General features: G+C 67.2%; 19 protein-coding genes, 3 tRNA genes and 1 pseudogene. 5 read left to right on the plus strand and 18 right to left on the minus strand.

Translation table 11 applies throughout. The features are described 5' to 3' along the window. Positions 1-62: 62 nt before the first annotated feature. The 14 genes and pseudogenes from BLQ14_RS06770 to BLQ14_RS15375 all read right to left on the minus strand — a co-directional run bounded on the left by BLQ14_RS06770 (position 63) and on the right by BLQ14_RS15375 (position 9,372). A complete protein-coding gene (locus BLQ14_RS06770) occupies positions 63-956 on the minus strand; it encodes a tyrosine-type recombinase/integrase (protein WP_425412092.1) in 894 nt (297 codons plus the stop codon). 105 nt (positions 957-1,061) lie between these two features. Further along, positions 1,062-1,229, minus strand: a pseudogene (locus tag BLQ14_RS15515) (Arm DNA-binding domain-containing protein); the annotation flags it as partial. Positions 1,230-1,414: 185 nt separating this feature from the next. Continuing rightward, positions 1,415-1,489: transfer RNA gene (locus BLQ14_RS06775), tRNA-Phe, on the minus strand. A 109-nt stretch (positions 1,490-1,598) separates the two neighbouring features. Next, entirely contained in the window at positions 1,599-2,651 is a 1,053-nt protein-coding gene (locus tag BLQ14_RS06780; protein WP_092499525.1) for a ribonuclease E/G, read from the minus strand. After that, positions 2,648-3,244, minus strand: a complete 597-nt coding sequence (locus tag BLQ14_RS06785) for a Maf family protein (protein WP_092500201.1) — start codon at positions 3,242-3,244, stop codon at positions 2,648-2,650. The genes BLQ14_RS06780 and BLQ14_RS06785 overlap by 4 nt, the downstream gene beginning before the upstream one ends. A 52-nt stretch (positions 3,245-3,296) precedes the next feature. Further along, on the minus strand, positions 3,297-3,515 hold the full coding sequence (gene infA, locus BLQ14_RS06790; protein WP_092499528.1) for a translation initiation factor IF-1: 219 nt from the start codon (positions 3,513-3,515) through the stop codon (positions 3,297-3,299). Between the two features lie 52 nt (positions 3,516-3,567). Beyond that, positions 3,568-4,470 carry a carbon-nitrogen hydrolase family protein gene (locus BLQ14_RS06795; RefSeq protein WP_092499530.1) on the minus strand — a complete coding sequence of 301 codons (903 nt, stop codon included), beginning with the start codon at positions 4,468-4,470 and terminating at the stop codon, positions 3,568-3,570. Between the two features lie 23 nt (positions 4,471-4,493). Continuing rightward, positions 4,494-5,081 (minus strand): GNAT family N-acetyltransferase, encoded by a 588-nt coding sequence (locus tag BLQ14_RS06800; protein ID WP_092499532.1) that lies wholly within the window; start codon positions 5,079-5,081, stop codon positions 4,494-4,496. Further along, positions 5,078-5,551: an arsenate-mycothiol transferase ArsC gene (locus BLQ14_RS06805; protein WP_281220840.1), complete on the minus strand. Its 474-nt coding sequence runs from the start codon at positions 5,549-5,551 to the stop codon at positions 5,078-5,080. Before BLQ14_RS06805 ends, BLQ14_RS06800 begins: the two co-directional genes overlap by 4 nt. Positions 5,552-5,555: 4 nt before the next feature. Beyond that, positions 5,556-6,035, minus strand: a complete 480-nt coding sequence (locus BLQ14_RS06810; protein WP_092499534.1) for a UPF0262 family protein — start codon at positions 6,033-6,035, stop codon at positions 5,556-5,558. Then, the gene (gene hisD, locus BLQ14_RS06815; RefSeq protein ID WP_092499536.1) at positions 6,035-7,348 is read right to left on the minus strand and encodes a histidinol dehydrogenase; all 1,314 of its coding nucleotides are present in this window, start codon (positions 7,346-7,348) and stop codon (positions 6,035-6,037) included. The genes BLQ14_RS06810 and hisD overlap by 1 nt, the downstream gene beginning before the upstream one ends. Before the next feature lie 93 nt (positions 7,349-7,441). Then, entirely contained in the window at positions 7,442-7,933 is a 492-nt protein-coding gene (locus tag BLQ14_RS06820; protein WP_092499538.1) for a DUF2948 family protein, read from the minus strand. Continuing rightward, a complete protein-coding gene (murA, locus tag BLQ14_RS06825; RefSeq protein ID WP_092499540.1) occupies positions 7,933-9,195 on the minus strand; it encodes a UDP-N-acetylglucosamine 1-carboxyvinyltransferase in 1,263 nt (420 codons plus the stop codon). Before murA ends, BLQ14_RS06820 begins: the two co-directional genes overlap by 1 nt. Before the next feature lie 6 nt (positions 9,196-9,201). After that, positions 9,202-9,372: a hypothetical protein gene (locus BLQ14_RS15375; RefSeq protein ID WP_170068367.1), complete on the minus strand. Its 171-nt coding sequence runs from the start codon at positions 9,370-9,372 to the stop codon at positions 9,202-9,204. A gap of 86 nt (positions 9,373-9,458) precedes the next feature. On the opposite strand from BLQ14_RS15375, the gene BLQ14_RS06830 reads away from it, so the two are divergent. Then, positions 9,459-9,533, plus strand: a tRNA-Thr gene (locus BLQ14_RS06830). A 186-nt stretch (positions 9,534-9,719) separates the two neighbouring features. On the opposite strand, the gene BLQ14_RS06835 is transcribed toward BLQ14_RS06830, so the two are convergent. Continuing rightward, positions 9,720-10,646, minus strand: a complete 927-nt coding sequence (locus BLQ14_RS06835; RefSeq protein ID WP_092499542.1) for an MBL fold metallo-hydrolase — start codon at positions 10,644-10,646, stop codon at positions 9,720-9,722. 103 nt (positions 10,647-10,749) lie between these two features. Beyond that, positions 10,750-11,166: a metallopeptidase family protein gene (locus BLQ14_RS06840; protein WP_092499544.1), complete on the minus strand. Its 417-nt coding sequence runs from the start codon at positions 11,164-11,166 to the stop codon at positions 10,750-10,752. A 151-nt stretch (positions 11,167-11,317) separates the two neighbouring features. Between BLQ14_RS06840 and BLQ14_RS06845 the strand changes: the two genes are divergently transcribed. Then, complete coding sequence (locus BLQ14_RS06845) at positions 11,318-13,036, plus strand: dihydroxy-acid dehydratase (RefSeq protein WP_092499546.1); 1,719 nt, start codon at positions 11,318-11,320, stop codon at positions 13,034-13,036. A gap of 144 nt (positions 13,037-13,180) precedes the next feature. Here the strand turns inward: BLQ14_RS06845 and uvrB are convergent, their stop codons facing one another. After that, the gene (gene uvrB, locus BLQ14_RS06850) at positions 13,181-15,370 is read right to left on the minus strand and encodes an excinuclease ABC subunit UvrB (protein ID WP_170068366.1); all 2,190 of its coding nucleotides are present in this window, start codon (positions 15,368-15,370) and stop codon (positions 13,181-13,183) included. 380 nt (positions 15,371-15,750) lie between these two features. On the opposite strand from uvrB, the gene BLQ14_RS06855 reads away from it, so the two are divergent. From BLQ14_RS06855 to rpe, 3 genes are all read left to right on the plus strand, one after another. After that, complete coding sequence (locus BLQ14_RS06855; protein ID WP_092499548.1) at positions 15,751-16,071, plus strand: ETC complex I subunit; 321 nt, start codon at positions 15,751-15,753, stop codon at positions 16,069-16,071. 63 nt (positions 16,072-16,134) lie between these two features. Next, positions 16,135-16,211 (plus strand) — tRNA-Arg (locus BLQ14_RS06860). A 62-nt stretch (positions 16,212-16,273) separates the two neighbouring features. Then, positions 16,274-16,969, plus strand: coding sequence for a ribulose-phosphate 3-epimerase (gene rpe, locus BLQ14_RS06865; protein ID WP_092499550.1), 696 nt, complete (start codon positions 16,274-16,276; stop codon positions 16,967-16,969). On the opposite strand, the gene BLQ14_RS06870 is transcribed toward rpe, so the two are convergent. Beyond that, a complete protein-coding gene (locus tag BLQ14_RS06870; protein ID WP_092499552.1) occupies positions 16,966-17,658 on the minus strand; it encodes an FCD domain-containing protein in 693 nt (230 codons plus the stop codon). The genes rpe and BLQ14_RS06870 overlap by 4 nt on opposite strands. Between the last annotated feature and the right edge of the window lie 47 nt (positions 17,659-17,705).

Below are 17,705 nucleotides of genomic sequence, written 5' to 3' on the forward strand. Positions count from 1 at the left end.
CGCCTCGGTGAAACGGCTTTTCCTCATGTCGTCTGCTCCTTCAGGGTTGAGCAGACTCTACATCATGGTGAGGGATTTTGCGGGGGGCAGGTCACCAGTGTGTCGGCCCACCACTGGGCCATCTTCACCCGTTCGTTCCAGTAGGCCCCGCGCGCGTAGGCACGGCGCACCTCGTTGCCGTCGACATGCGCCAAGGCGCGTTCGATGGTATCCGGGTTCCATTTGCCGCTCTCGTTGGCCAGCGTCGAGAAGGTGGCGCGGAAGCCGTGGGCGGTCATCTCCTCCTTCGAAAACCCCATCTTGCGCAGCGCTTGATTGAACGTGTTCTCGCTCAGCGGCTTGATCCGCAACCGCTGGGACGGAAGCACCATGGCCTTCGGGTGTCCGATCTCCTGCAACTCCTTCAGGATTGAAACGGCTTGGCGCGGCAATGGCGCGACATGTGGCTGGCGCATCTTCATGCGTTCCGCTGGGATGGCCCAGGTCGCAGCCTCAAGATCGAATTCGGGCCAGGTCGCAAGGCGCAGCTCGCCTGGGCGGACATGGAGCAAGGCGAGCAGTTTCAGGCCGAGGGCGACCACCCGGTAGCCTCCGTAGGTGTCGATGGCGACCAGGAGCTCGCCAAGGCGCTTGGGGTCGGTGATCGCGGCACGTGACTGTACGCGCTTGCGTACGAGTGCCCCCTTGAGCGGCTGCGTCGGGTCGTTGCTGGTAAGACCGCTGGCGATGGCGTAGCGGAAGACTTCGCCGATGGTGGTCCGCAGGCGCGACGCCGTTTCGAAATTTCCGGCGGCCTCCTGTTTTTTCAGCACGGCCAGCAGCTCGCTGGGTGTGATCGACTCCACCGACAGATCGCCCAGATTCTCGTTGGCCATCTCGATCAACCAAGCCTTCTTCTTCAGCGTGTTTCGCGCGCGACCTTCCAGCCTGTTCTTCTCCAGAAGCTCGGCTGCCACAGTGCGAAACTGCCCGCGCCGCTCGACCTCGAAGGCCCGCTTGCGCTCCTTCTTGACGGTCGCAGGGTCGATTCCTTCCAGGAGCAGCTTTCGATCTCGATCGCGCTTGTCACGTGCTTCCTTCAAGGAAATCAACGGGTAAGGCCCGTAGGCCATCAGTTTCTACTTGCCACCGAAGCGATACTTGAACCGCCAGTGCTTGGAGCCGTTTGGTTTGACCAGAATGTAGAGCCCGAACTGGTCGGCCTTCTTGTAGGGTCGATCCGAAGGCATTGAGGTTTTTCAATGCGATATCGCTCAAAGGCATGCCCGTTTGATAGCAAAATCGTACCCCTGTATCTGCCCCCAATTTTCGCGGCTGTACGTGAACAAACACGGAACTTGCTGCACAATCACAAGTCGAAAGTCCAATGTTAACAGACACATCGGACGATCACGGATTATCGCGGAGGTTGTAATGGTGCCCGGGGGCGGAATCGAACCACCGACACGAGGATTTTCAGTCCACTGCTCTACCCCTGAGCTACCCGGGCACGGGTGGCGCGCGGTGCTTTGCGGCGCCGGGGTGGCGGTTGTCTAGAATCGGATCGCGGCGCTGTCCAGAGGGGTCTGGCGATTTTCCACATCCATCTTCGCCCATCTTCAGCCTGATGCACGGCCGAGCGCCCTGAGCAGCGGAAGGCGCTCGCGCCTGCGCCGGAATTCGACGTGACCAAGAGGCGTCCAGCCCATCAGGGTGGTCTCCACGCCATCTTCGGCCAGCGCGCGCAGAAACTCCTGCTCGAGAAGCCTGCGGCGGACTTTCGGCATCGGGGCGGGGTCAACAACGATCTGCCCGCCAAGGCCCCGGCAGCGCAGTTGACGGGGCAGTTCACGCGCGAGCGCGACGTTCGCCTTCAGCCCGGCGGCGGGAGACATGTCGGCCCCGGTGTTGACATCAACGGCAACAAAGGCCCGCGTGGGCTCGATCGATGCCCATGCGCCGCCTGCCAACGGAACCTCGGGCAGAAGGAAGCCATCGATGGCCTCCAGGACGCCGTGGGCGGAGAAGCCTTCGATTTCACGCGGGCGCGGGTTGCGTGCCGACCACTCGCGGCGGGCGAGCTCGTGGGCATCCGGCGCCGGAAGCAGGAGCGCTGGCTCCCCCTCGGCTGCGGCGAGGGCGAAGAACCTGTCGGTAAGCGCCCTGAGCGCGGCCAGATCGGCGCGCAGCTCCTCGTCCGATGCCAACTCTGCCGCCGTGCGCAGGACAATCCCGACATCCACGGGAAACGCAGCCTCTCGCGCGGCCGCCTCGAGGCGCTCGCGGGCCTCGGCATGGCGAATGCGCCGCGAAATGTTGATGCCCGGCGCGCCCGGCGTTGCCATCGCGTGACGCGACTTGAGCAGCACTCTGGTTGTCACCGGTATCGCCTTGCCGGGTTCGGCCCAGCCCGTCACCTGGACGGCCAGCCTTTGCCCCGGTCGCACCGGTTCGCCCTTGCGCAGAAATCCCGAGGCTCCGCCGGGCAGCCTCACGATGCTTCCCCCGAGGCCCTTGATGGGACGTTCCACCACCGCCCGCAGGATGGTCTCGGGCGCCGGCCCCGCCTCGGGAGGCGGGGTGATCAGAAGGTCATCGACTCTCCCGTTGATGATGAGCGCAGCGGCGGGGCGGCCCTCGAGCCGGTCAAGGCAGATGCTCGCCCCTTTCATGCGTGCGCCTCTTGCGAATGACGGGGCCGAAGCCCGGCGGCCCGCAGCAATTGCCGTGTCTCATAGGCGGGCAGGCCGACGATTGCGCTCCACGAGCCGGAAACCCAGGGGATGAGCCCTGCGGCCGGGCCCTGGATGGCGTATCCGCCGGCCTTTCCGCGCCAGTCGCCGGTGGCGAGATATTCGGCGATGTCTTCCTCCGACAGCCGCTTGAAGCGCACAAGGCTGACAACGTCACGCTCGCGGATGCCCGCGGCATCGCGCACCGCGACCGCCGTGATCACCCTGTGCCGACGCCCCGAAAGCGCGCGCAGGAAGGATGCCGCCTCGCGTTCATCCTCGGGCTTGCCGAGGATGCGGCGCCCGAGCGCGACTGTCGTGTCGGCGCAGAGGATCACCTCATCCGGGGCCGGTTCCAGTGCCTCCGCCTTCTCGCGGGCAAGCCGCCGGGCGTAGGCGCGGGGCAATTCGCCCTTCAGCGGGGTTTCATCAATGTGCGGTGGGCGAACCTCTTCGGGCTCGTAGCCCAGCTGGGCAAGAATCTCGCGCCGCCGCGGGCTTGCCGAGCCGAGGATGAGGCGGCGATGGGGCAGCCGGCTCAGGCCGCCTGCCGGCGCGGCTTCACGCGGTGCCGGCACGCCGGTCTCACTTGAAGCGATAGGTGATCCGACCCTTGGTCAGATCATAGGGGGTCATTTCCACCTGCACCCTGTCTCCGGCGAGAACACGGATGCGGTTCTTGCGCATCTTCCCTGCCGTGTGCGCGATGATCTCATGGCCGTTGTCAAGCTCGACCCTGAACGTCGCGTTCGGCAGGAGTTCCTTCACGACCCCGGGGAATTCGAGCAGCTCTTCCTTGGCCATGATGACTCCTTCGCTGAACACCCGCCAGCCCGCGGGCGCTGGTTAGATGCGCCTAATCGTCCGCTTTTTCAAGCTCGGAGTCGGTGAATTGCGCGTTTTCCACGCCCTTGAGGCGTGCGTGCTGCTCGGGCCAGTGCGCCACATTGAGCACCCGCCCCTCTCGCCGCACCTCGGCGATGGCGGCCCGGTCCACCTCGGCCATCACCCAGCCGGCGCGGTCAAGCTCGCCCTCGGCAAGCACGCCGTCCACCGGAAAGTCACCGTCCGGCGGGCCGAAGATTGCCGCTGCCCCGCGGGCGCCGTCGGTGGCTCCGCACCATTCCGAGCGGCCGATGGCCGGCGCCTGAACGACCACGCATTGCCCTTCGAGTGCCCGCGCCCGTGCGGCGATGCGCACACGCATGAAGCCCGTGACCGCCTCGGTGTAGCTCGGCACGAGCACTATCTCCGCTCCCGCCTCGACGAGCGCACGGGCCAGAAGCGGAAACTCCGCGTCGTAGCAGATGAGCACGCCGATCCGGCCTAGCACGGTGTCAAACAGCCGCAGCGGCCCGCCGGGGCGGATCCTCCATTCCTCGCGTTCGAAACGGGTCATGATCTGCTTGTCCTGGGCCGCCGAGCGCCCATCCGGCAAGAAAAGTCGGGCGCGGTTCACCGGACGGCTGCCGACGAAGCAGGGAGCCGAGCCCCGCAGGATGTGCACGCCAAACCTCGAGGCCAGCTCTGCGTGGAGCGCGTTCGCCCGCGGCATCAGCGCCGAGACGGTACGTGCCGCCGCCTCCATGTCGCCGGGATTGTCCCCGAGCGCGGCCAGCTCCATCGCCGCGTATTCGGGGAACACCAGCAGATCGGCGCCATGCTCCACGGCCTCCTCGACCCAGCGCGCGAGCTTTGCCTCGTAAGCGGCCCAGTCCTCCAGCCGGTCGAGCGGGTAGGCGGCGGCGGCAACCGTCACCCAGCCCCTTTTGAGTTCCCGTTTCACAGCAGCTTAGACCAGAACTGAAGCGGTTTCTCGGTCGGTACGGCGTTGCCGATGTCGGTCCATGAGAAACGCGCCACCGCGCCCTGCATCGGCAGGTAGCCCATCCGCCGCCAGAAGGCGTCATGCCCGCTCCAGGCCGGCGGACGCAAGGGATGGGTATCCTCCCGCAACACCGAGCAGAATGCCGCGATGCGAAAGCCCTGTGCGCGGGCGTGCTCTTCGCGCAGCTCGAAGAACCGCGCCCCCGTGCCTTGCCCGCGATACTGGGGCAACAGCACGCTCTCGCCGAAATAGAAGACAGTTTCGGCCGCGATTCCACGCTCCTCGAAGGGGCGGGCGAATTCGGGCGCATGGGAGGCCAGAGGCGCTCCGGTCGAGGCGCCCACCATCGCATCACCAACGAAGGCCGCCACCATGACAGCCTGCCCCTCGCCACGGTAATGCTCAAGATAGGCGCGCTCGTAGGCCTCCTCGCCCGCGTAGAGATAGGGCCATTCGCGGAACACCTCGCATCTCAGCCGGGCGAGATCGTCAAGCCGCTCCTCCAGCGCCTCGCCGGTCAGAACCTCGAGCCTGATGGTCATTCATCTTCCTCCTGTTCGGTCGGGGGGCCGAAGCGGGCCAGCATGTGTTCGCGTATCTGATCGCGCGCCTGACGGTAGGCGGCAAGTTTCTCCTCGCGCCGCTCGCCAAGCCCGGCCGGATCGATCACCGGCCAGTATTCCACATCGAGATGGAAATAGCGCGTCAGTTCAAGGGCCCGCCGCTGGCTCGCCGGCGACAGCGCCACGATCAGCTCGAAGCCCGAAAGGTCATCCCCCCACTCCTGCATCTCGTCGAAGGAGCGTGTGCGGTGCCGCTCGAGCTCCACACCGATCTCGCGGCAAACGGCAACCGTGAACCCGTCGATCTCGCGGTCGTTGCGAACCCCAGCCGACTGCACATAGGCGCGCTGGCCGTAGAACTTCTTCATCATGCCCTCGGCCATCGGCGAGCGGATCGAGTTGTGATCGCAGCAGAACAGCACCGAGGAAGGAAAGCGGCCCTTGTGCACCGCCTCAGCCTCCCCAGTGCAGCACGCACACCAGCGTGAACAGCCGCCTTGCCGTGTCGATGTCCACCTCCGCCTTGCCTGCGAGCCGTTCCATGAGGATGCGCGCACCCTCGTTGTGAATGCCCCGGCGCGCCATGTCGATCGTCTCGATCTGGCTTGGCGGCAGCGTCTTGACCGCGTCGAAATAGCTCTCGCAGATCTGGAAATAGTCCTTCACGACCTGCCTGAACGGCCCGAGAGCGAGGTGGAACTCGGCAACCGGCCGCCTGTCCTCGGTCCGCACGTCGAACACGAGCCGCCGGTCGCGGATGGACAGCGCAAGCTCGTAGGGCCCCTCCGGCACCGCGCGCCCCTCGCGCGCGGGAATGGTGAAGGAATTGTCCTCGAGAAGATCGAAGATCGCCACGCGCCGTTCCTGCTCGATCTCCGGCGTCGGTGGCGGCAGGCTCGAATCGTCGATCTCGATCTTGCTGAGCCGCGCCATCAGCCCTGTCCCTCGCGGTTCAGTCGGGCGAGCCGCGCGGCCACGCTGAGCCCATGCGCCTGGAGCGACTCCGAGCGAGCCAGAACCTCGGCCGCCGGTCCGATCGCCTTGAGCGCGCGGGGCGTCATGCGCGCCAGCGTCGTGCGCTTCATGAAGTCGAGCACCGACAGCCCGGAGGAGAAGCGTGCCGAGCGCGCGGTCGGCAGCACGTGGTTGGGCCCGCCGACATAGTCGCCGATGGCCTCGGGGGTCCACTTGCCCAGAAAGATCGCCCCCGCATGGCGCACCTTCGCCGCCAGCGCGTCCGGGTCGGCCACGCACAGCTCCAGATGCTCAGGCGCCACCCGGTCGGAAATCTCCGCCGCCTCGTCGAGGTCGCGCACCACGATCACCGCGCCATGGTCGCGCCAGCTTGCCCCTGCAATGGCACGCCGCTCAAGCATCTCGAGCCGCTTCAGCACGGCTTGCGCCACCGCCTGCCCGAAGGCGGCATCATCGGTGACGAGGATGGCCTGCGCCGATTCGTCATGCTCGGCCTGGCTCATCAGGTCGAGCGCGATCCAGTCCGGGTCATTGTCGGCGTCGGCAATCACGAGAATCTCCGACGGACCGGCAATCATGTCGATGCCCACCTTCCCGAACACCCGCCGCTTGGCCGCGGCCACATAGGCGTTGCCGGGGCCGGTGATCTTGTCCACCGGCGCGATGGTCTCGGTGCCGTAGGCAAGCGCGGCGATCGCCTGCGCCCCGCCGATGCGATAGATCGTCTCCACGCCCGAGAGGCGTGCCGCGAGCAGGACGAGCGGGTTCACGGCCCCGCCCGGCGTCGGCGCACAGATCACCAGCCTCTCCACCCCGGCGACCTGGGCGGGAATGGCGTTCATCAACACGGAGGAGGGATAGGAGGCAAGCCCGCCCGGTACATAGAGCCCCGCCGCCTCGACCGGCGACCAGCGCCAGCCAAGCTCGGCACCCTCCGGGTCGGTCCAACGGGCGTCGTCGGGAGTCTGGCGGGCATGATAGGCACGAATGCGCTCGGCCGCGAGCTCCAGCGCCTCGCGCTCGTCGTCGGGCACCGAAGCGCAGGCCGCATCGATCTCCTCGGCACTGAAGGCGAGGGTCGCGGCCGTCAGCCGCACCCCGTCGAAACGCTCCGTCAACTCGATCACCGCCGCGTCGCCGCGCGCGCGCACGTCCTCGATGATGGACGCCACCGTCGCATCCACGTCGGGCGCATCCTCGCGCTTGGCTTCCAGAAGCGCGCGGAAACGCGGCTCGAAATCGGCATCTCGGGTATTCAGAAAGACCGGCACGACTTCCTCCAGCCCTGCTGTGCATCACCTTGGGCCGAAATACCCCGGGGGGAGCCGAAGGCGGGGGGCAGCGCCCCCCCGCGGCGCATGAGTTCAGACGCCATGATCAGGCGCCTTTCCCGACGGGGCGACATAGGGCTTCGTGACATCCTTCAGGCCGACCTCGATCGCCTCGACATCCACGGCAATGGCCCCGTCGCCGGCCAGCACCAGCACAAGCCGCCCCCCCGGCGGGTCGCCCGGCTCCCATTCGATGTCGAGGAGCGACAGCACAAGGTCGTCGTCGCTTCGGTCAAATCCCTGGCTTGCGACGTGGAGAACATTGTCGATCACCAGCAGAGAACGCACCCTCTCGTAGGGCCTTCCCTCCCGCTCGGCCGCCTCCTTGTCCTCCCAGCGAAAGCGGTTGAGCAGAATGGCCAGGCGCCGCTCGCGCGCCAGCCAGCGGATCTCCGAGACCGGGAAGACCGCATCCTGCGCCAGGGCGGCGATGACCTTCAGGTCTTCCTCGTCAAGCGCCAGCAGCCGCAGCGGCTCGTCGCCCGGGACATCCTCGAACCTTGCATCCGTTGCGTCGCGCGCCATCAGCCCCTGATCCTTTCAATTTTTGCCCCGCAGGCGCCGAGCTTCTCCTCCACCCGCTCGTAGCCCCGGTCGAGATGATAGACGCGGTTCACCACCGTCTCTCCCTCCGCTGCCAGACCGGCGAGGATGAGCGACACGGAAGCACGCAGATCGGTTGCCATCACCGGCGCTCCCTTCAGACGCTCCACGCCCGTCACCGTCGCCACGCCACCGTGCACATCGATCTTGGCGCCCATGCGGATCAGTTCGGGCGCATGCATGAAGCGGTTCTCGAATATCGTCTCCTCGAGCCGCGCCACCCCCTCGGCCGTGCACATCAGTGCCATCATCTGCGCCTGCAGGTCCGTCGGAAAGCCCGGAAACGGCGCCGTCGTCACATCCACCGCCCGCGCCCGCCCGGTGCCGCGAACTTTCAGCCCGCGCGGCGTGTCGGTGACTTCGATCCCCGCTTCCTCGAGCTTGTCGGCAAGCGCCGCAACCAGCTCGCGCCGCCCGCCCAGGAGCTCCACTTCACCGCCGGCAATCGCCGGGGCGATCATGTAGGTGCCAAGCTCGATCCGGTCGGGAATCACGCGGTGGGTGACGCCGTGCAGCCGCTCCACCCCTTCGATCACCATTTCCGAGCTGCCGGCCCCCTCGATGCGCGCGCCCATCGCGTTGAGGCAGTCGGCGAGCGCCACCGTGTCGGGCTCGCGCGCCACGTTGCGCAGCACGGTCGTGCCCTTCGCCAGCACCGCCGCACAGAGCGCGTTCTCCGTGGCGCCGACCGAGACAAACGGAAATTCGATGACCGCCCCTTTCAGCCCGTTCGGTGCCGAGGCATGCACGTATCCCTCCCGGAGCTCGATCTCGGCTCCGAGCTTCTGCAGGGCCTCGAGATGCAGATCCACCTTCCGCGCGCCGATGGCGCAGCCGCCCGGCAGCGACACGATGGCCTCCCCCAGCCGCGCGACCATCGGCCCCAGCACGTTGAAGGAGGCGCGCAGCTTGCGCACGATGTCATAATGCGCGCGCCGCTCGCGGATCTCGGCCGCCGAGATCACCAGCGCGCGGCCCTCCTGCAGGCGGGCCACCTCGCAGCCGAGGCTCTCGAGAAGCTGACCAAGCGTGACCACATCCGTCAGGCGCGGCACGTTCGTCAGCGTCACCGGCTCCTCGGTCAGCAGCGCGGCGCACATCAGCTTGAGAGCGGTGTTCTTCGCTCCGGCAATGGGAATTTCCCCGGCAAGCGGGCCATTGCCGGTAACGACGATCGAATCCATCTGTTCTCAGTCCCCGCTCGTGTTTCCCTGCGCAATCGTGGCGCTGCGCGCCCGGGCCTGCGCCTTGCGACGGGCGATATTGGCCTTCAAGGCGGCTTTCAGCCGCTCCTCGCGCGCCTCATCCCGCCGTTTGCCTGTCGCGCCGGAGGTCTTGTTCTGGCCCGTTCTTCCCTTCATGCCCGCCTCTCTAGCGGAGAGCGGGAAATTGGTCCAGATTGCGCTTGCGCCGCGCGCGCGGAGCGTCTAATGGGGCGCGCATCGGCGCTGCCGTAGCTCAGGGGTAGAGCACTCCCTTGGTAAGGGAGAGGTCGAGAGTTCAAATCTCTCCGGCAGCACCAGCGTCGCCCCTCCGAGAACTGCGTATGCCGTCCGGGCCTGACTGCGTGTCGGCCGGGGCCGTCGTTGCGGCAGCGCGAGACGCGTTCAATGCGACAAGAACGAGTCGTGGATGCTGCGCGCGGCTCCACCGGGGGCGGGGCGATGCGCGGCGACGCGGTCCGCCGCCGCGTGCCCTTGCCGCCCATTCAGAGAAGCAGCTGGTAGCTGTGCGGGACGTAGGCGAAGCCGTCGCCGCGCGTCTCGACGTAGCCGATTCCAGGGAAGGGCATGTGGTAGCCGATGAGCGGAATGCGTTCAGCGGCGACCATGCCGAGGATACGTCTGCGCGTGGCCGCCGCGGCCGCCTTGTCCATGTCGAAGCGCACTTCCCAGTCGGGATGGGCCAGTGACCAGACATAATGATTGGCCGTGTCGGCCATCACCAGAATGCGCTGCCCCTCGCTTTCGAGGTGCCAGGCCATGTGACCGGGCGTGTGGCCGAAGGCGGCCACCGCGGTGATGCCGGGGGCGCCTTCCTGCCCATCGCCCACGAAACGGGTGCGCTCGGCAAGCGGGCGCATGTTGGCCTCGAAGCGCTCGTTTTCCATCTTGGCCCAGGCGTCGAATTCCACCTGCCCGGTCACATAGGTGGCGTTCGGGAAGGTGGGCGCGCCCTCGTTCATCAGCCCGCCGATGTGGTCGCCATGCATGTGGGTGATGATGACGAGGTCGACGTCCTCCGCGCCGTAGCCGGCTTCGGCCAGCGCGCCCAGCGTGCCTCCCGCGGCAAGGCCGGTATCGAAAAGAATGACCTGCGAGCCGGTGTCGACGACGGTCGGCGTGAAGAAGAATTGCGCCTTGTCGGTTGGCAGGAAGGCGGCCGTGCTAACGGCGGCAAACTCCTCGGGGGAGACATTCAGGCCGAAGATCGTCTGGGGGTTCTCCACGGCACGGCTGCCCGCGAGAATGGTCGAGACACGGAACGCTCCGAGTTGGAATGAAAACTTGCGCGCGTTCTCCGGCGCGGCGCCGTGGGCTGCGGCCCCAGCCTGCTGCACCGGGGCCAGCGTTGCGGCGAGAGGCAGCGCGGCCGCGGAAGCGAGCGCTGCGCGTCGGGTGAGTCTAGCGTTCATGGATCAATCCCTCATGGCGGTGCGGTTGCTGTCATCCTCCCGTCGGACGATAGCGCCTGCCCATCCTGCGGGCGCTCAAGCTTTCGTGATCTTCGCGCCGGTTTCATTCCCACCAGCGGTCGATACGGGCGATATCCTCGTCGGACCAGCCGAAGTGGTGGGCGAGCTCGTGCACCACGACATGCGCCACCAGAGCGTCAAGCGCCACGTCTCCGCGTTCGATCCACTCCTCGAGGATGGGACGGCGGAACAGGCGCACGGTGTCGGGGGCGTATGGCTGGTCGGCAACCGATTTTTCCGTCAGCGGGATGCCCTCGTAGAGCCCGGTGAGCTCGAAGGGGTCGTCAATGCCCATCTCTTCGAGAATCTCCGTCGGCGGAAAGTCCTCGACCAGCAGGACCACCTGCCGCGCCGCTGCACGAAACGGCTCGGGCAGGGCGGCCACGGCGGCCTCCGCCATCGCCTCGATGTCGGCGAGCGAAGGGGCAGTGACGTTGAAGGTCGCAGGCTCGCGGGTCATGTGCAGAGTATCGGGCAGGAGGGAGGGCAGGGAAAGGGCCACCGGCGCAACGCCCCGCGCGTTGCCCGCCGGTGGCTTGGCATCCGCGCGCCTGCCGGGGCTTAATGGGGCGGCGTGAAGCTCAACCCCGTCCGCTGAAAAGGCCACCGAGATGAGTGACGACACCCCCGAACACGGGCTGGCCCGCGGGCTGACCAATTACGGCGACCGCGATTTCTCGATCTATCTGCGCCGCTCCTTCGCCGCTTCCATGGGCTATTCGCGCGAGGCGCTCGCCCGTCCGATCGTGGGCATCGCCAACACCGCCTCGGGCTTCAACAATTGCCACCGGCACTTTCCCGAGCTGATCGAGGCGGTGAAGCGCGGCGTGCTGATGGCGGGCGGGCTGCCGGTGGAGTTTCCCACCATCTCGCTCGGCGAGGTGTTCCTCAGCCCCACCAGCCTGAAATTCCGCAACCTGATGTCGATGGACACCGAGGAGATGATCCGCGCCCAGCCAATGGATGCCGTGGTGCTGGTGGGCGGCTGCGACAAGACGGTGCCGGCACAGCTGATGGGCGCGGCCTCGGCCGACGTGCCGGCGGTGCAGCTCGTGGCGGGGCCGATGATGACCGGCCGGCACAAGGGCGAGCGGCTTGGCGCCTGCACCGACTGCCGGCGCTTCTGGGCAAAGTATCGCGCAGGCGAGATCGACGCTGATGAGATTGCCACGGTGGAAAGCCGGCTGGCCACCACCGCCGGAACCTGCGCGGTGATGGGCACCGCCTCGACCATGGCCTGCATTGCCGAGGCGCTGGGCATGAGCCTGCCCGGCACCGCCGCCATCCCGGCGGTGCATGCCGACCGGCTGCGGGCGGCGGAGGCCTCGGGCGTTGCCGCGGCGCGGATGATCGCGCGCCCGATCCGGCCGAGCGAGATCATCACCGAGAAATCGGTGGAGAATGCGCTGCGCGTGCTCCTCGCGCTCGGCGGCTCGACCAACGCCATCATCCACCTCACCGCCATTGCCGGGCGGCTCGGCATCGAGGTGCCGCTCGCCCGCCTCAACGCGCTTTCCGACGAGACCCCGGTTCTCGTCAACCTCAAGCCCGTGGGCGAGGGCTACATGGAGGATTTCTTCGCCGCGGGCGGCATGGGGGCGGTGCTGCGCGAGCTGCGGCCCCTTCTGCATCTCGACACCATGACCGTGACCGGCGAGACGCTTGGGGAGCGACTGGCGCATGACGCGGGATACGTCGACCGCCGCGTGATCGCCTCGGCGGCCGAACCCCTGGAGCCGCAGGGCGGGCTTGTGGCGCTCTTCGGCAATCTCGCGCCGCGCGGGGCGATCCTGAAGCGCTCGGCAGCCGATGCGCGGCTTTTCGAGCATGAGGGGCGGGCGGTTGTCTTCTCCTCGCTCGCCGATCTCGCCGCGCGGGTGGACGACCCCGAGCTCGACATCACCCCCGATGACATCATGGTGCTGCAGAATGCCGGCCCCGAGAGCCCCTCGGGCATGCCCGAGGCGGGATACCTGCCGATCCCGAAGAAGCTTGCCGCGCGCGGGGTGAAGGACATGATCCGCATCTCGGACGCGCGCATGTCGGGCACCGCCTTCGGCACCATCGTGCTGCACGTGACGCCCGAGGCCGCGGTGGGCGGGCCGCTTGCGCTCGTGCGCACGGGCGACCGCATCCGGCTGTCGGTGAAGGAAAAGAGGATCGAGCTTCTGTTGAGCGAGGAGGAGCTTTCCCGCCGCCGCGCCGAATGGCGCCGGCCCACCCCGCCGCTTGAGACCCGGCGCGGTTATGACTGGCTTTATGCGGCCCATGTGCTGCAGGCCGATGAAGGGTGCGATTTTGCCTTCCTGAAGGGGAGGGGCAAGGGCTGAGGCGCTTGCATCGCCCGGCCGTGAGGCCGGGCAGCGCCCGACCCGCCCCCCCACGGGGCGGGCGCTTCGCTTCCCGCCCCGTCGGGCCGGGCGCTGCCCTTGTTCGTAAGCGGGGATCGGAAAGGCGCTCTCAGAAAGCGGTTCTCATTTCCGCCGGCGCCGCTTCACATTCCCGCCCCGCTGCCCCGGCCGGCCCGCGGTGGAGCGCGCCTTGGGGCCGACGGCGGCCTCCACCGCCTCCTCCACCACGGACTGGCGCGCCAGCGGGTCGTCGTGGAGCGCCAGATCCACCGCCTCGAGCCGGCGGATCTCGTCGCGCAGTCGCGCGGCCTCCTCGAACTCGAGGTTTTCGGCCGCCTTGCGCATGTCCGCCCTGAGCCCCTCGAGCACAGCCTCGAGGTTGGCGCCCGGCTTCACCTTTTCGACCGTTGCGGTCACGCGCGCCATGTCGGTGTCGCCTTCCCAGAGGCCGGCCAGCACATCCTCGACATTCTTCCGCACCGTCTCGGGCGTGATGCCGTGGGCCTCGTTGTAGGCCATCTGCTTGGCCCGCCGCCGCTCGGTCTCGGCAATCGCGCGCTCCATCGAGCCGGTCACCCGGTCGGCATACATGATGACGCGCCCCTCGGCGTTGCGCGCCGCCCGCCCGATGGTCTGGATCAGCGATGTCTCGGAGCGCAGGAAGCCTTCCTTGTCGGCGTCGAGAATGGCGACGAGCCCGCATTCGGGAATGTCGAGCCCCTCGCGCAGGAGGTTGATGCCGACAAGCACGTCAAAGGCGCCAAGGCGCAGGTCGCGCAGGATCTCGATGCGCTCGATGGTGTCGATGTCGGAGTGCATGTAGCGCACGCGGATGCCCTGCTCGTGCAGGTATTCGGTCAGATCCTCGGCCATGCGCTTGGTGAGCGTCGTCACCAGCGTGCGATAGCCCTTCGCCGCGACCTTGCGCACCTCGTCGAGAAGGTCATCCACCTGTGTCTCGACAGGGCGGATCTCCACCTGCGGGTCGAGAAGGCCGGTGGGCCGGATCACCTGCTCGACGAACACCCCGCCGGTCTGCTCCAGCTCCCACGGCCCCGGCGTGGCCGAGACGAACACCGATTGCGGGCGCATCGCGTCCCATTCCTCGAACTTGAGCGGTCGGTTGTCCATGCAGGAGGGCAGGCGGAAGCCGTGCTCGGCCAGCGTGAACTTGCGCCGGTAGTCGCCGCGATACATGCCCCCGATCTGGGGGATGGTCACGTGGCTCTCGTCGGCGAAGACGATGGCGTTGTCGGGCACGTATTCGAAGAGCGTGGGCGGCGGTTCGCCGGGCGCGCGGCCGGTGAGATAGCGTGAATAGTTCTCGATGCCGTTGCAGGAGCCGGTGGCCTCGAGCATCTCGAGGTCGAAATTGGTGCGCTGCTCGAGCCGCTGCGCCTCCAGAAGCTTGCCTTCCGAGATGAGCTGGTCGAGCCGCTGGGCAAGCTCCGCGCGGATGCCCTTGATCGCCTGTTTCAGGGTCGGGCGCGGGGTCACGTAGTGCGAGTTGGCGTAGACACGGATGCGTTCGAAGCTGTCGGTCTTTGCTCCCGTGAGCGGGTCGAACTCGGTGATCGCCTCGAGCTCCTCGCCGAAGAAGGAGAGCCGCCAGGCGCGGTCCTCGAGGTGCGCGGGCCAGATCTCGAGCACATCGCCCCGCACCCGGAAGCTGCCGCGCTGGAAGGCCTGATCGTTGCGGCGGTACTGCTGGGCGACGAGATCGGCGATCACCTGCCGCTGGTCATAGCTCCTGCCCACATGCAGATCGACGGTCATCGCCGAATAGGTCTCCACCGACCCGATGCCGTAGATGCAGGAAACCGAGGCGACGATGATGACGTCGTCCCGCTCCAGAAGCGCCCGCGTGGCCGAGTGGCGCATCCGGTCGATCTGCTCGTTTATCTGGGACTCCTTCTCGATATAGGTGTCGGTGCGCGGCACATAGGCCTCGGGCTGGTAGTAGTCGTAGTAGGAGACGAAATATTCGACGGCGTTTTCGGGAAAGAAGCTCTTGAACTCGCCGTAGAGCTGGGCGGCCAGCGTCTTGTTGGGCGCAAGGATGATGGCCGGCCGCTGCGTCTCCTCGATCACCTTTGCCATGGTGAAGGTCTTGCCGGTGCCGGTGGCGCCCAGCAGCACCTGATTGCGTTCACCCCTCTCGATCCCTTCGGCGAGCTCGGCGATGGCCGTGGGCTGGTCCCCCGCCGGCTTGAACTCGCTGTGCATGACAAAGCGCCGACCGCCCTCGAGCTTCTCGCGCCGCTGGGGCGCGCGCTGGAGCATCGGCATGTGGTCAGGGCGGTTGTTGTGCATGGCATGGATCCTCTCACGCCCCATGATGGGGCGGAAGCGCCCCGGTTCAACCCTGTTCCGCCCGCGCTTTCTCGGCGCCCTCGGGCTCCGCCACGCCGGCCCGTTCGGCGAGATGTCGCCATGGCGCGCCCAGCGTCCGGCCGGGAGCGGTTGCGCAACCGGAAATGGAAAATCACTTGATTAATGCGCGCAGGTTGATAGCCTGCCCGCACAACAAGCAGAAGAAGCTGCCGGCCGGGCGACGATCACCCACCCCACACTCGCTCCCATGGACCCGGCCGGCAGCCTGCTCTTCCTGTTCCTGAACGGAGCGGCCTGCGCGACGCTTGCGTCCGGTTGATACTCGGCGCATAAGGCTGGCTGGCATCTGGAGGCTCAGAATGCGCAAGGCTCAGGCACGCATCTACAAACCCGCAAGATCGGCCACCTCGTCGGGCACGGCCAGGACCCGCGAGTGGATTCTCGAGTTTTCGCCGTCCGAGGCGCGCCGGCTCGACCCGCTGATGGGCTGGACGAGTTCGGGTGACACGCGCACCCAGGTGCGGCTGCGCTTTCCGACGAAGGAAGCGGCGCTGGAATACGCCGGGGAGCACGGCATCGATGCGCTGGTGTTCGAGCCGCACGAGCGACGCCCCAATATCCGCCCGCGCGGCTATGGGGAAAACTTCGCCACCGAACGGCGCAATCCCTGGACACACTGAGGTGCGGTCGGGCAGCTTTTTCTTGCCTCCTGGCGGCTGCTCGCGCCATACAGTCGCCCATGCGGCCCCGTAGCTCAACTGGATAGAGCAGCTGACTTCTAATCAGCAGGCTGAGGGTTCGAGTCCTTCCGGGGTCGCCAATTCCCGCAGCGGGCGGCACTGCGCGGGCCCTGCCCGCCAACCCATCAGCGAAAGGCCTTCCATGACCTTCGACCGTTCGATCAAGATCGCCCCATCGATCCTTTCCGCCGATTTCGCCAATTTCGGCGCTGAGATCCGCGCCATCGAGGCCCAGGGGGCGGACTGGGTGCACGTCGATGTGATGGACGGGCATTTCGTGCCCAACCTCACTTTCGGCCCGCCAGCCGTTGCCGCCTTCCGCCCGCATGTGAAGACGGTGATGGACGTGCACCTGATGATCGCGCCCGTGGACCCCTATATCGAGGCCTTCGCCAGGGCAGGGGCCGACATCATCACCGCCCATGTCGAGGCGGGCCCGCACATCCATCGCACCTTGCAGGCCATCCGCGCGGCGGGCTGCAAGGCGGGCGTGAGCCTCAACCCCGGCACGCCGGTGGAAGCGATCGAGAACGTCATCGACATCGTCGATCTGGTGCTGGTGATGAGCGTGAACCCCGGCTTCGGCGGGCAGAGCTTCATCGAGAGCCAGGTGGAAAAGGTTGCGCGCGTGCGCCAGCTGGTGGGCGATCGGCCCGTGCACATCGAGGTTGATGGAGGCATCACCCCCGTGACCGCCCCCAAGGTGGTGGCGGCGGGCGCCGATGTGCTGGTGGCCGGCTCCGCGGTCTTCAAGGGGGGCTCGGTGGACAGACCCGAAATCTACGGCGCCAACATCCGCGCCATACGCGAAGCGGCCGAAGCCGCGCGGCGAGGCTAGCCGGCTTCTGCGAAGGTCTCGCGCACGAAGCCCCAGGCGGCTTCGAGATGCCGGTTCATGGCGGCTTCGGCGGCATCCGGATCACGCGCCAGGATCGCCTCGTAGATTGCCTCGTGCGCGGCAAGGTTGACGCGGTTGATCGCAACGGTCTGGTTCATCTTCACCCAGTGCGGCCGCAACCAGTTGAAAAAGCCCTCGTGCACGGCGGGAAACACCGGGTTGCGCGGAATCTCGTAAAGCACTCTGTGAAAGGCGCGGTCGGTGACGTAGAATTGCGGCGTGTCCTCCACCGCGGCACGATTGGCCTCCAGCGCCTGCCTGAGTGCGGCAATGTCCTCGCGCCGGGCGTTCGCCGCAGCCTCCCGTGCCAGCGCGCGCTCGACAAAGATCCGGGTACGGAACAGGCTCTCGACACCTTCGGGCGTGCCGAGAAGCTGGCGCACCGCCGGGCCGGTCACCTCCAACACGGCCTCGTAGCCCGGCCGCCGCACCACGGGACGATGGCGCGGGCGGCACAGCACCAGCCCGCGGTTTGACAGCGCGGCGATCGCTTCCCTTATCACGCTGCGCGAGGCTCCGAATTCGGCCATGAGCGCGCGCTCGGAAGGCAGCCGCTCGCCATGGGCGAGTTCGCCCGAGGAAATACGCGCCTCGAGGCCTGCGATCACATGGTCGGTCGCGCGCCGCATGCGCCCCTGATCCTTTCTGCGCCCTTGGGTTGCGAGCGCGCGCCGCC

This window comes from Meinhardsimonia xiamenensis (assembly GCF_900102905.1).
Classification (GTDB): domain Bacteria; phylum Pseudomonadota; class Alphaproteobacteria; order Rhodobacterales; family Rhodobacteraceae; genus Meinhardsimonia; species Meinhardsimonia xiamenensis.

Coding starts and splice junctions, on each gene's coding strand:
- uvrB (WP_170068366.1), bottom strand. CDS start 15,370: ATGCACAACAACCGCCCTGACCACATGCCGATGCTCCAGCGCGCGCCC.
- BLQ14_RS06835 (WP_092499542.1), bottom strand. CDS start 10,646: ATGAACGCTAGACTCACCCGACGCGCAGCGCTCGCTTCCGCGGCCGCG.
- BLQ14_RS06855 (WP_092499548.1), top strand. CDS start 15,751: ATGCGCAAGGCTCAGGCACGCATCTACAAACCCGCAAGATCGGCCACC.
- rpe (WP_092499550.1), top strand. CDS start 16,274: ATGACCTTCGACCGTTCGATCAAGATCGCCCCATCGATCCTTTCCGCC.
- BLQ14_RS06845 (WP_092499546.1), top strand. CDS start 11,318: ATGAGTGACGACACCCCCGAACACGGGCTGGCCCGCGGGCTGACCAAT.
- BLQ14_RS06780 (WP_092499525.1), bottom strand. CDS start 2,651: ATGAAAGGGGCGAGCATCTGCCTTGACCGGCTCGAGGGCCGCCCCGCC.
- BLQ14_RS06810 (WP_092499534.1), bottom strand. CDS start 6,035: ATGGCGCGGCTCAGCAAGATCGAGATCGACGATTCGAGCCTGCCGCCA.
- BLQ14_RS15375 (WP_170068367.1), bottom strand. CDS start 9,372: ATGAAGGGAAGAACGGGCCAGAACAAGACCTCCGGCGCGACAGGCAAA.
- murA (WP_092499540.1), bottom strand. CDS start 9,195: ATGGATTCGATCGTCGTTACCGGCAATGGCCCGCTTGCCGGGGAAATT.
- BLQ14_RS06800 (WP_092499532.1), bottom strand. CDS start 5,081: ATGACCATCAGGCTCGAGGTTCTGACCGGCGAGGCGCTGGAGGAGCGG.
- infA (WP_092499528.1), bottom strand. CDS start 3,515: ATGGCCAAGGAAGAGCTGCTCGAATTCCCCGGGGTCGTGAAGGAACTC.
- BLQ14_RS06820 (WP_092499538.1), bottom strand. CDS start 7,933: ATGGCGCGCGACGCAACGGATGCAAGGTTCGAGGATGTCCCGGGCGAC.
- BLQ14_RS06870 (WP_092499552.1), bottom strand. CDS start 17,658: ATGCGGCGCGCGACCGACCATGTGATCGCAGGCCTCGAGGCGCGTATT.
- BLQ14_RS06840 (WP_092499544.1), bottom strand. CDS start 11,166: ATGACCCGCGAGCCTGCGACCTTCAACGTCACTGCCCCTTCGCTCGCC.